Raw genomic sequence first — 12,780 nt, 5'->3', positions numbered from 1 at the left:
CGCCCCGGTCCGGGAGAGGAAGTAGGCCGCGGAAAAATAAACGCAAGCCTCAGGGAACAATTTTATTCCCCCTGAATTTAAGGGAAAATATAATGTATTTCTGGAATCAGATTGCCCATGTCGCCGCAATTGACTGTTGCAAGTCGGCGCTCTCTCATTGCGCTCGCTATCTTGAATTTCTTTCTCGCGGATGCGCGGGACGGGCTTGGTCCTTTTCTCGATGGATTTCTGGCAACCCATGGCTGGACGCCGATGACACTCGGCGTGATCGCCACCATTGGCGGGGTGATCGGCATGATCGCCACACCGTTGTTCGGTGCACTTGTCGACAGCCTTCCCTACAAGCGCAGCATGATCATTCTGCCCGTTCTGCTGGTCACCGCCATGGCCTTATGGACGCTGGCCAGTCCCGATGCGGCCTCCGTTTTCGGCGGTCAGTCGGCCACCGCTCTGGTTGGGGCCGTGATCGGTCCTGCGCTGATGGGTCTGACCCTTGGCCTTGTTGGCGAAAAGGCCTTTTCCGCCCAGGTGTCGCGTAATGAAATCTGGAACCATGCCGGAAATGTCTGCGCCCTCGCCGGCGTTTTTGTCCTGACTGACCGGTTCGGCCAGTCGGGCGTCGTCGGGCTGATGATCGTCGCGGCGGCGGCAACCATTGCCGCGACACTCTCGATCCGGGCCGCCGATATCGATCAGGATGCCGCACGCGGTTTTAACCCGGACGGCAATCATCATCCCGCCCCGTCGCATCTGAGCGTCCTCACCCACAATCGCGGGCTGATTATTCTGGCCATCATGCTGATGATCTTTCACTTCGGCAATGCGCCGATCAGCCGTCTGATCGCCCAGGATTTTTCCATCAAGCTGGACAGTCCCTTCAAGACCACCGCCATCACCACCGGTGTGTCGCAATTGTCGATGATTGCGGTTGCAGCCCTGTCACCCTTTATTCTGAAACGCTTCGGTCTCAGCACCATGTTCGTTGTGGCGCTGGTGGCACTGCCGCTGCGCGGCCTGATCGCCGGCAGTTTTTCAGGCTTTGCCGCGATTTATCCGGTGCAGATCCTCGATGGTGTCGGCGCTGGCCTGATCGGCATCGCCACGCCCATTGCCGCCGAGCGTATTCTGCATGGGTCGGGTCGCTTCAATCTGGGACTTGCCGCCGTGATGACCATACAGGGTATCGGCGCATCTTCCAGCAATATCGTTGCCGGCTGGCTGACGGAAAAGGGCGGCTATTCGCTTGCCTATTTCGTTCATGGCGGCGTTGCCGCCCTGGCGCTCGTGTTGTTCCTGATCAACCGCAAGCAGGTGGCGCCGGAACGGCCAGACCGGATCAAGAGCCCGACGACAACAGCCGCCACTGCATAATTTCTTAAATCGGAATCGATTTCAGGAATTATGCAGTAGATTAAAAGTGTTACAGCGACCTTTGTGCGCCATATTTGGCGCACAAAGGTCGCTGTATACTGGCAAAAATAAAACCTGCCCGGGTCAAGTTCCGTCGGGCAGGTCCATTTCAAAGACGATCAATTGCGGCTTACTTCTTGTCCTGGATCGGACCCCACTCGTTGATCACCTTGTCAAAAATCTGCTGACCGACCGTGCCCTTATCGAGCGTAATCAGAGCGCGGCGACCGTTGTTATAGCTGATCGGAATATCGATCCACTGGCGCTGGCGCAGCATATCGATATTGCGCTTGACCACGTCGGGGAAGTCGTTGAAGGCAATCATGAAGGTGTCGTCGGTGATCTTGGCGGGAACCGCCACAATCGGGTCGCCGCGATCCTGCTCGGTCGCCTTCATTGCAATCCGCTGCACGCTGTCAATGCCGCCGCCATCAAAGCTCTTCGGCACGGAAAAGACCAGTTCTGCCAGATGGCTGGCGGGAAGCGACGGATCAGTATTGCGCTTGAAGGTAATCAGCGCCGTCAGCCCCCGTTCGGGAATGGTCAGCTTGCCCTGAATGACAGGCTGGCTCTTGCCGTCGTCGCTATGCTCGGTCTGGGCACTCCAGACCACATAACCCTGAAGCGTTGTCGGGGTGGCCTGCCCCACCTGTTCTTCATAAAGATAGGCCTTCTGACCATTGGCCGGAATGGTGAAGGGCACCGGCTTGGCGCCATCCTGAGAGGATGGTGCCGCCGGCACATTGGCAGCGACATTCTGCTGCGCGACCGATTTACCCTCGGCGGTGTCCGCACTGGCCGGTGCCTGACCGGCATCGACCTCAGACCCGTCCGGCATCAGACGCTGGGTAAATTTCTGACCATCCGCACCTGCGCCATCGGCTGCCGCCTGACTCTGGGCTGGTGCCTTGCTGGTCGTCGCCGCCGATTTATCGGTGGCGGTGCTGGTCAGGCTACCGACCATGGAACCGATCCGGTCACGCTGCTGATAGGCAAAGAAAGCTGCCCCGACAAGAATGAGCAGAACAGCAAGGCTTACCCCGTACCGGCGCAAAGCACCAGCAGAGGGCCTTTTGCCGGAAAGACCACGGCCTTTTTTCAGCAAGGGCGGCGGCAACGTCGCAGAGGCAGCAAGCAAATCGGGTGCAGGATCAACTGACGGCTTTGGCTGGGACGCTGCGGCCACGCCGGAGAAATCGCTGAACCAGGCCGGATCGCCGCCATGTTCGCCCGGTTTTCCGGGCTCGATCATTGGCATCGGGCTGTCCCAATGCGCAGTCTCGGAGCGTGCCTCACGACGGTCTTCAGCCTTGTCCGCCGTCGAGGTGCGAACGAAGGCATCGAAATCGCTCAGAAGATCCGTTTCGCTGTTCGCGTCCTGTCGAGACCCGGCACTCTCATCAGCGGCCTCGTCATCGACCGGCCGGCGCAGCGACGGCGGCGGTGTTACAGCACCGAAATTGCTGTGAACCCAGTCATCCATCGGATGGCGGGGCTCGTTTTCCTCCTGCGGCTCCGATAAGGGCTCATAGACAACCGGCTCCTCAACCGGTGCATGCAGAACCTCTTCATGCCGCATCCATGGTGCAGCGACAGGGGGCTGTTCAGGCATGATATCGCCATGGGGATCATGCCGGTCTTCAGGCTCGTCCTGAAAAGGAAGCGGGGTGGCATGATGCGGCTCATCGGCACGATAGTGTTCAGGCTCCGATGCCGGGGCCGCCCAAGGCGCATCAAAAGGCGTATGAACTGGCGCATAGGACTGCGTCTGATGGCTCTCAGCCTCGTGCTCGACCTCCTCATCAGCATGGGTTTCATGATGATAGGCTTCGCTCTGAGACGATGCGCCCGCATAGGCCTCAGGCGCGTGTGGCACCGGCTCATGCACTGGCTCAGCTTCAGGTTCTGGCTCGGGTTCCCGCTCCGGCTCTGCTGCGGGTTCTGGCTCCGGCGCACCGGCAAAGACGTCCTGCGGCACGTCCTCCTCAAGGGGCGGCAGCGCCTCGGCATAATCCGACTCGACCTCGGCAATCGCCGCTTCAAGCTTTTCCAGCTGGCGGCTGAGCATGTCCTCAGAGAGTTTCGGCGTCATGGTCTGAAGTTGCCGCGTGACCGCGCCGCGCGCCTTCTCATAGACCTTTACGCGCATTTCCGGGGTATTGTTCGACAAACCGTCAACGGCACGCCGAATCACTGCTACGAAATCTGCCATCCAACTTTCTCGTGGTCACCAGCCCATAGGTAAAGCGACAATCGAACCGATCGGCGCCATAACCGTAAAGCTTGTTATTCCCGCCCGTTCCCGGCCCGTCGCCTCACGGCGGGCCGATATCGCTTAGGATTTGTTTACCATCAAGCTTAATCCTCAAAGGGATCGGTCACAAGTATGGTATCGTCGCGTTCCGGGCTTGTGGACAACAGGGCCACGGGCGCGCCGATCAACTCCTCCACCTGCCGCACATATTTGATTGCCTGCGCTGGCAGATCGGCCCATTTGCGCGCGCCGACGGTGGATTCCTTCCAGCCTTCCAGCGTCACGTAAACCGGCTCGACGCGAGCTTGCGCCGCCTGGCTTGCCGGAAGATGATCAATCTCTTCGCCATCGAGCTTATAGCCAACGCAGATTTTCAATTCATCAAGGCCGTCAAGCACGTCGAGCTTGGTCAATGCGATGCCGGTAATGCCGTTGGTTGCGACCGACTGGCGCACAAGAGCGGCATCGAACCAGCCGCAGCGACGCTTGCGCCCGGTAACAGTGCCGAATTCATGGCCTTTTTCGCCGAGGAACTGGCCAATCTCGTCGGTCAGTTCCGTCGGGAACGGCCCTTCACCAACGCGGGTCGTATAGGCCTTGGTGATGCCAAGAATATAGCCGAGCGCGCCCGGCCCCATGCCGGAACCGGCCGCAGCCTGCCCCGCAACCGTATTGGAAGACGTCACAAAGGGATAGGTGCCGTGATCGATATCGAGCAGCGAGCCCTGCGCCCCTTCGAACAAGATGCGCGAACCCTTGCGGCGCGCCTTGTCCAGCATCAGCCAGACCGTTTCGCGGAAGGGCAGAACCTTGTCGGCCACCGACAGAAGCTCGTCCATGATCGTCTGATGCTCGACTTCGGGCGCGCCGAAGCCGCGGCGAAGCGCATTGTGATGCGGCAGAATGCGCGCCACCTTTTCGGCAAGACCTTCAGGGTCAGCGAGATCCATCAGGCGGATCGCGCGACGGCCGACCTTGTCTTCATAGGCCGGGCCGATGCCGCGCCGGGTCGTGCCGATTTTCGCACCGCTGTTGCTGGAGGCGGCATCGTCCTCGCGCATGCCGTCCAGCTCGCGGTGCAGCGACAGAATCAGCGTGGCATTGTCGGCGATACGCAAATTCTCTGGCGTGACATGCACACCTTGCGCGCCGAGACGGGCGATTTCCGCCAGCAGCGCATGGGGATCGACCACCACACCATTGCCGATCACCGACATTTTACCCGGACGGGCAACGCCGGAGGGAAGCAGCGACAATTTGTAGGAAACGCCATCGATCACAAGGGTATGGCCGGCATTGTGTCCACCCTGGAAGCGCACCACGATATCGGCGCGCTCGGAGAGCCAGTCCACGATCTTGCCCTTGCCTTCGTCGCCCCATTGGGAGCCAACCACCACGACGTTCGTCATTTCCACATCCTGTGCTGCAAGCGTTTTTCACGCACAAAAGCGGCGCGGCGGAAACGGCCACGCTGCCCAAACCCGCGCATCTATACTGTGTTGTTTTCTTAAAAGCGACCCTTTATGCGCAGCTCATCCGGGTTTTTGCGTGACAAAACCCGGATGCGGGCCTATGTCGCCCCGCAGATGCCCGCAAAAGGAGACGTGCCTTGTCCGCCAAAGCCTATGTCTATCTTGCCCTGGCCACGCTGTTCTGGGGTGGCAATGCGGTCGCCGGCAAGCTGGCTGTCGGCCATATCAGTCCGATGCTGCTGACGTTCTCCCGCTGGTTCATGGCGGTGATCGTGCTGACGCTGATGTCGCGCGAGACCCTGCGCCGCGACTGGCCGAAAATCCGGCCGAAACTGCCGCTGCTGCTCGGCCTGGGCGCCATCGGTTTCAGCCTGTTCAACGGCTTCCTCTATTCGGCGCTGCATTACACCTCCACCGTCAACGCCGTCATCGAACAGGGCGGCGTGCCGGTCTTCATTTTCATCCTTAACTATATCCTGTTCCGCATTGCCGTCACACCGGTGCAGATCGCCGGCTTCCTCGTCAGCTTTCTCGGCGTGGCGCTCACCGCCGGACACGGCGATCTTGCTGCCCTTTTCTCGCTGAAGGTCAATTCCGGCGATGCGCTGATGCTGCTGGCTGTGGCCTGTTATGGCATCTATACGCTGGCGCTGCGCTTCAAACCGGACATTCACTGGCAAAGCCTGATGACCATTCTGTCGCTCGGCGCGACACTGGCCGCCATTCCTCTGACACTGTGGGAAGCCTCAACGGCAAGCCTTGTCTGGCCAGATGCCCGCGGCTATGCCTTGATCGCCTATTGCGGTCTTTTGCCCTCTCTGGTCTCCCAGACCTTCTATATCAAAGGTGTCAGCGTCATCGGCGCCAACCGGGCAGGCCTGTTCATCAATCTCGTACCGGTCTTCGGCACGCTTTTGTCCGTCCTCATCATCGGCGAAAAACTGCAAGGCTTTCACCTCATCGCACTGGCACTGGTGCTGGGCGGCATTGCCTTGGCAGAACAGGGCAAGCCGAAACAGGCATCGGCGTCCTGATCGGGCAAGTGATCTCTGCACCATCCGGCATCATTCTTGCATGTTGCAGCATCGTGCGTTTTATCAAACGCACGATGCTGCAACACTTTAAATCTGCTGCATAATTTCCACGTTAGAGCATTGTTCCGAGAAAAGTGCATAGCGGTTTTCCATCCGGAAATGCTCAAACTCTCAGCCGATTTCAGGAATGATGCAGTAAGCCGGACAATGCAGCGATCAAGCGGAGACGATCATGGCAAAACCCTTTTACTGGAACGAGCTCAACACCCATGACTTTGCCGCATTGTCAGCGGAGACCACCATTGCCATCCTGCCGATTGCCTCGACCGAGCAGCACGGGCCGCATCTGCCGGTGGCCACCGATGTCGCCATCGCGCAGGGCATGCTGGCCGAGCTGAAAGCGACCTGCCCGGACGATCTCGATATTCTCGTGCTGCCGCTTCAGGAAATCGGCAAGGCCAACGAACATATTCATGGACCGGGAACGCTCTCCTTCGGCGCGGACCTGCTCATTCCCATGTGGACGGCCATTGGCCAGAAAGTCGCCGAGGCCGGGCTGCGCAAGCTGGTGATCGTCAATTCCCATGGCGGCAATCTCGACATCATGAACATCGTCGCCCGTGAACTGAGGGTGCGCTTCAACATGGCGGTGGTGGCGACGCAATGGGCCCGCTTCGGCCATCCGGTCGGCATGATTTCCGATCATGAGGCGAAATACGGCATTCACGGCGGCGAGGTCGAGACCTCGCTGATGCTCCACTTCCGCCCCGAACTGGTGCGCATGGACAAGGCGGACAATTTTGTCTCGCGGGCAGAATGGATGAGCGACCACAGCCGGTTTCTTCAACCCCTGCCTCCCCATGCGCTGGCCTGGATTGCCCATGATCTCAATCCGGCGGGCGTGGTCGGCGATGCCTCGAAAGGCACGGCGGACAAGGGCAAGGCAATCTGCGCCCATCAGGTCAGCGCCTTCATCGAATTGTTGCAGGATATCAAGGCCTACCCGCTTTCCGCGCTCTATTCTCCGGCCTGATCTGCACCGGAACCGAGCAGAGGGTGTCCGCTTTTTAGGCAGGCCGGTCAATCTTCCGGCAGATCGGCGATAACGATGAAAAGACTTTGTCTCCTTGATATTTTAGGGCTTTTCAAAGCCTCGGCAGCTTGATTGAAATAGGCAAAAATGATCGGGCCCGCGCCCGAGGCGACAGGGGAACAGCAGATGAAACGCTTATTTCTGACGGTGGCGGCCTTGGCCGCAGCACTTTCCACTCCGGCCATGGCGCTGGACAAGGTGAGCTATGGTACCAACTGGCTGGCGCAGGCCGAGCATGGCGGTTTCTATCAGGCCGTGGCCGACGGCACCTACAAGAAATACGGGCTGGACGTGACCATCGTTCAGGGCGGGCCAAACGCGGCCAATCAGGCGCTGCTGATGGCCGGCAAGGTCGATTTCTACATGGGTAGCCCGCTGCAGGAACTGGATGCGGTCAAGCAGGGCATTCCGCTGGTTGATGTCGCGGCAATTTTCCAGAAGGACCCGCAGGTGCTGATGGCCCATCCCGATCAGGGTATCGATAGATTCGCCGATCTTGCCAAGGCAAAAACCATTTTCATGGGCAAGGATGGTTTCGTCACCTATTTCGAGTGGATGAAGAAGAATTTCAAGGGCTTCAGCGACGCACAATACAAGCCCTATACCTTCAATCCGGCCCCCTTCATTGCCGACAAGACGTCTGCCCAGCAGGGCTATGTCACCTCCGAGCCTTTCGCGGTGGAAAAAGCGGCAGGCTGGACGCCGAAGGTCTTCCTGCTGGCCGATAATGGCTACAGCCCCTATGCGACGATGATCACCACCACTGAGAGCATGATCGACAAGAAACCGGATGTCGTTCAACGTTTCGTCAATGCCTCGATCGAAGGCTGGTATCACTATCTCTACGGCGACAACAAAGCCGCCAATGCTTTGATCAAGAAAGACAACCCGGAAATGACCGATGCGCAGATCGCCTATTCCATCGACAAGATGAAGGAATATGGCATCGTCGTTTCCGGCGAGGCGAAGGACAAGGGCATCGGCTGCATGACCGAATCGCATTATCAGAAATTCTTCAAGGAAATGGTCTCCATCGGCATTGTCGATGCTAAGCTCGATTACAAAAAAGCCTTCACGCCGCAATTCGTCTGCAAGGGCGTCGGCATGACGGCGGCGAAATGACGGCTGTGCCCTCCGCTTCGCCTGCCGATCATGAGAGCCGCCAGAGACCGCTGGTACGGCTCTCATCCGTATCGAAAAGCTTTTCTTCCGGCACGCTGGCGCTGACCGACATGACCATGACGGTGGAGCCGGGCGAATTCATCAGCCTGCTCGGCCCCTCCGGCTGCGGCAAGTCCACCGCGCTGCGGATCATAGCCGGACTGGGTGCGCCCTCCTCCGGCAGCATCGACTGGCCAAGCTCGCGCATCAATGCCCGCGGCCTGCCGGACGGCGATATCAGCTTCGTCTTTCAGGAGCCGACGCTGATGCCGTGGCAGACGGTGGCGGGCAATGTCTATCTGCCCTTGCGTTTGCAAGGCATGGCAAAGCCCAAGGCAATGCCTTCCATCGAAGACGCGCTGGAAACGGTGGGGCTCAAGGATTTCGCCAAGGCCTATCCGCGTGAACTGTCCGGCGGCATGAAAATGCGGGTCTCGATTGCCCGCGCGCTGGTCACCAGACCAAAACTGCTGCTGATGGACGAGCCTTTCGCCGCTCTTGACGAAATGACCCGGCAAAAGCTCAATGATGATGTGCTCAAACTCTGGGCGAATAGCGGCATCACCGTGGTCTTCGTCACCCATTCCGTGTTCGAGGCGGCTTACCTTTCCACCCGCATCGTGGTGATGAAGGCGCGGCCGGGCCGGGTTCATGCCGATTTCACCCTGGATCGCACCCGCCCGCGTGACGCCCATTACCGCACCTCGGAGGAGTATCGTCGCGCCTGCGAAAAAACCTCCAACAGTCTGATCGAGGCCCTGGGCGGGGAGGAACACGCATGAGCCGCCCGCTGTTTGTCTCGCGCGATACGCTGCTCAGAAGTGTTGTGCCAATTGGCGTCGTCATCGCGATGGTTCTGGTCTGGCATATCGGCGTCACCGTTTCCGGCGTGCCGCAATATATTCTGCCCGGCCCCCTGGCAGTGGCAAAATCGCTCTATGAGGATTGGGGCATTCTCGGCCCCGCGCTCTGGGTGACGACGAAGATCACCCTGATGGCGCTGGGGCTGGCGCTTGTCGGCGGCGTCGGGCTGGCGATTTTCCTTGTCCAGTCGAAATGGATCGAGATCGCCTTCTATCCGATTGCCGTCATCCTGCAGGTGACACCCATCGTCGCCATTTCGCCGCTGATTCTGATCTATGCGCCAACAACCCAGATCGCTCTGTTGATCTGCGCCTTTCTCGTCGCCTTCTTTCCCATTCTCTCCAACATGGTGCAGGGGCTGAAAAGCGTCGATCATAATCTGCTCAATCTCTACGATCTTTATGGCGCCAGCCGCTGGCAAACGCTGATCTATCTGAAAATTCCCGCCGCCCTGCCCTATTTCATGACCGGCCTTCGTATCGGCGGCGGACTGGCGCTGATTGCCGCCGTGGTGGCGGAATTTGCCGCAGGCTCCGCCGGCGCCGGCTCAGGGCTCGCCTTTCGGCTGCTTGAAGCACAATACCGGCTGAACATTCCCCGCCTCTTTGCCGCCCTTGTGCTGCTCTCCTGTCTTGGCGTGGTGATTTTCGCCATCACCTCCTTTCTCTCATGGGCAGCACTGCATCGCTGGCATGAAAGCAGCCTGAAGCGAGAAAACTGATGCAAGCAAGCTTGACCACCCTGCCTGACGCCGCCCGCTATCGCCTGAGCAATGCGCGCCTGCCCACCATCACCGTCGATGGCTTTTCTGCCCCAGCGCGCGAAGGGCTGATCGAGGCCGATCTGATCATCGCCGACGGGCGGATCGAGGCGATTGTGCCAAGGGGCGCCGAGGCCCCAACCATGCCCATGCCCATGCCCATGCCCATGCCCATGCCCATGCCGACGCTCGATCTGGATGACGGCATGGTCTTTCCCTGTTTTGTCGATATGCATACCCATCTCGACAAGGGCCATATCTGGCCGCGCCAGCCCAATCCAACCGGCGATTTCACCGGTGCCCTGTTTTCGGTCAAGCAAGACCGCGAAGCCAACTGGACGGCCGAGGATGTGCGCGCCCGCATGGAATTTTCGCTGAAATGCGCCTATGCCCACGGCACCAGCCTGATCCGCACCCATCTCGATAGCAGCGCCCCGCAACACCGCATTTCCTTCGAGGTCTTTGCCGATCTGAAACGCGCATGGCAGGGGCGGATCGATCTACAGGCCGCCGCCCTCTTCCCTTTTGACGAGATCACCGATCCGGTGTTTTTCGCCGATCTTCTCGCTGTTTTGAAAGAACATGGCGGGCTTCTCGGCGGCGTCACGCAGATGGTGCCCGATCTTGATCACCGGCTGGACCTGCTGTTTGCCGCCGCCGCCGATCATGGTCTCGATATCGACCTGCATGTCGATGAAACCCAGGATGCCTCGGTCCTGACCCTCAAAGCCATTGCCGAGGCAAAGCTTCGCCACCGCTTTGACGGCAAGGTCGTGGTCGGTCATTGCTGCTCGCTCACCCGGCAGAGCGACGATGTGGCCAAAGCCACCATCGACAGGGTGGCCGAGGCCGGCCTTGCCGTCGTCTCGCTGCCCATGTGCAACATGTATCTGCAGGACCGGCATCCGGGCCGCACACCGCGCCAGCGCGGGGTGACGCTGTTTCATGAATTGACGGCGGCTGGGGTGCAAACGGCAGTTGCCTCCGACAATACCCGCGATCCCTTCTATGCCTATGGCGATCTCGATTGTGTCGAGGTACTGCGGGAAGCAATCCGCATCGTCCATCTCGACCATCCGCTTGATGAAACGGCCCGCATTGTCACCCGCACCCCCGCCGATATTGTGGGTCGGGCCGATCATGGCCGTATCGCGCCGGGGCTTTGCGCCAATCTGGTCGCCTTTTCCGCCCGCACATGGAGCGAATTTCTCTCGCGTCCGCAAAGCGACCGCCTCGTCATGCGTGACGGCAAGGCGATTGACACACGCCTGCCCGATTATCGTGAGCTGGACCCGCTGATGGTTCAAACCATTTGAAAGGTTATCCTATGGCCGATTACGCCAAAATCAAACAAGAGCTGGAGGGTATCGCCGTCGAGGATCATCCGGCGCTGGTCAAGCAGAAATCCCGCGACTTCTACTGGTATTCGCCGCTGCTGAAGGCCGAACTCGATCATGTCAGCGCCGATCTCGTCGTTTCGCCCGCCAATGAAGAAGAGGTGATCCGCACGCTGAAAGTGGCCTTTGCCCATGGCGTGCCGGTGACGGCGCGCGGCGGCGGCACCGGCAATTACGGTCAGGCCATGCCGCTTTCCGGCGGCATCGTGCTGAACCTGATCAACATGAACCGGATCAAGGAGATCAAGCCGGGTCGGGTGATTTCAGAACCCGGCATCATCATGGCCGAGCTTGACCGGCAGACCAAGGCCCATTCCGGTCAGGAGCTGCGCTTTCATCCCTCCACCGCCCAGACGGCAACGCTGGGCGGCTTCATCGCCGGTGGTTCCGGCGGTGTCGGCTCGATCACCTGGGGGGGCCTGCGCGACCTCGGCAATATCCTGCGGCTCCGGGTCGTGACCATGGAGGCGGAACCGCGCGTGCTCGAGCTTTCCGCCTGGGATCTGCAAAAGGTCAGCCATGCCTATGGCACCAATGGCATCATCACCGAGATCGAAATGCCGCTTGCCCCTGCCTATGACTGGGTGGATGTGATTGTCGGCTATGACACATTCATGGAGGCGGTGCGCTTTGCCGACGGGCTGACGCATCGCAACGGCATTTTGCTGAAAGAAGTGGCACCGATTGCCGCCCCCATTCCCTATGATTATTTCACCCGGCACAAGCCCTTCCTGAAAGAAGGCCAGTCCGTGGTGGTGCTGATGGTGGCGCCACACTCCATGGAACCCTTCGTCGCCTATGCCGAAAAAATGAAAGGCGATATCCGTTTCCGCTCCGACCGGGTGGAAAGCATGAAGGGCATTCCCCATGCCTATGAACTGGCCTGGAACCACACGACGCTTCGGGCGCTGAAGGTCGATCCGGCGATCACCTATCTTCAGGTGCAATATCCGGGCCCGGATCATGTCGCCAAGGTGGACACCATGACCCGCCTCTTCGGCGACGAGGTGATCGGCCATCTGGAATTTCTGAAATTCGACGGCCAGATCCAGTGCTCCGGCCTGCCGCTGGTGCGCTTCACCAGCAAGGAGCGGCTGGAAGAGATCATCCGTCTGCACGAGGAAAACGGCTGCCCGGTCTTCAACCCGCATCGGTATACGCTGGAAGAAGGCGGCATGAAGCAGACGGACGAAGTACAGCTCGCCTTCAAGAAAGAAACCGATCCGAAGGGCCTGCTCAATCCCGGCAAGATGATCGCCTGGGACAATCCCGATTTCGATTTCAAGGCGGGCAAGAATTACCTGTTTCCGGGGCTGATGGCTGCGGAGCGTTGAC

10 protein-coding genes are annotated in these 12,780 nt (G+C 59.5%); 8 read left to right on the top strand and 2 right to left on the bottom strand.

Annotated elements, in window-relative coordinates:
* Positions 1-117: 117 nt before the first annotated feature.
* Entirely contained in the window at positions 118-1,371 is a 1,254-nt protein-coding gene (locus tag NAC44_RS01400; protein WP_250937093.1) for an MFS transporter, read from the top strand.
* A gap of 169 nt (positions 1,372-1,540) precedes the next feature.
* Here NAC44_RS01400 and NAC44_RS01395 read toward each other — a convergent pair whose 3' ends face one another.
* Both NAC44_RS01395 and NAC44_RS01390 read right to left on the bottom strand, forming a co-directional pair.
* Complete coding sequence (locus NAC44_RS01395) at positions 1,541-3,622, bottom strand: hypothetical protein (RefSeq protein WP_250937091.1); 2,082 nt, start codon at positions 3,620-3,622, stop codon at positions 1,541-1,543.
* A 146-nt stretch (positions 3,623-3,768) separates the two neighbouring features.
* Positions 3,769-5,073 carry an adenylosuccinate synthase gene (locus NAC44_RS01390; protein WP_250937090.1) on the bottom strand — a complete coding sequence of 435 codons (1,305 nt, stop codon included), beginning with the start codon at positions 5,071-5,073 and terminating at the stop codon, positions 3,769-3,771.
* A 200-nt stretch (positions 5,074-5,273) separates the two neighbouring features.
* Between NAC44_RS01390 and NAC44_RS01385 the strand changes: the two genes are divergently transcribed.
* From NAC44_RS01385 to NAC44_RS01355, 7 genes are all read left to right on the top strand, one after another.
* Positions 5,274-6,170 (top strand): DMT family transporter, encoded by an 897-nt coding sequence (locus NAC44_RS01385; protein ID WP_250937088.1) that lies wholly within the window; start codon positions 5,274-5,276, stop codon positions 6,168-6,170.
* 232 nt (positions 6,171-6,402) lie between these two features.
* Positions 6,403-7,203: a creatininase family protein gene (locus NAC44_RS01380; RefSeq protein ID WP_250937086.1), complete on the top strand. Its 801-nt coding sequence runs from the start codon at positions 6,403-6,405 to the stop codon at positions 7,201-7,203.
* A gap of 186 nt (positions 7,204-7,389) precedes the next feature.
* Positions 7,390-8,385, top strand: a complete 996-nt coding sequence (locus NAC44_RS01375; RefSeq protein ID WP_250937085.1) for an ABC transporter substrate-binding protein — start codon at positions 7,390-7,392, stop codon at positions 8,383-8,385.
* A complete protein-coding gene (locus NAC44_RS01370) occupies positions 8,382-9,206 on the top strand; it encodes an ABC transporter ATP-binding protein (protein ID WP_250937083.1) in 825 nt (274 codons plus the stop codon). Before NAC44_RS01375 ends, NAC44_RS01370 begins: the two co-directional genes overlap by 4 nt.
* The gene (locus NAC44_RS01365; RefSeq protein WP_250937081.1) at positions 9,203-10,009 is read left to right on the top strand and encodes an ABC transporter permease; all 807 of its coding nucleotides are present in this window, start codon (positions 9,203-9,205) and stop codon (positions 10,007-10,009) included. The genes NAC44_RS01370 and NAC44_RS01365 overlap by 4 nt, the downstream gene beginning before the upstream one ends.
* The gene (locus NAC44_RS01360) at positions 10,009-11,364 is read left to right on the top strand and encodes a cytosine deaminase (RefSeq protein WP_250937080.1); all 1,356 of its coding nucleotides are present in this window, start codon (positions 10,009-10,011) and stop codon (positions 11,362-11,364) included. Before NAC44_RS01365 ends, NAC44_RS01360 begins: the two co-directional genes overlap by 1 nt.
* Positions 11,365-11,375: 11 nt before the next feature.
* A complete protein-coding gene (locus NAC44_RS01355) occupies positions 11,376-12,779 on the top strand; it encodes an FAD-binding oxidoreductase (RefSeq protein WP_250937078.1) in 1,404 nt (467 codons plus the stop codon).
* Position 12,780: the final 1 nt, after the last annotated feature.

The sequence above is a fragment of the Allorhizobium sonneratiae genome (assembly GCF_023700755.1).
Taxonomy (GTDB): Bacteria; Pseudomonadota; Alphaproteobacteria; order Rhizobiales; family Rhizobiaceae; genus Allorhizobium; species Allorhizobium sonneratiae.
Note: the sequence above shows the minus strand (reverse complement) of the source record. Positions and strands in the feature narration are given on the sequence as shown.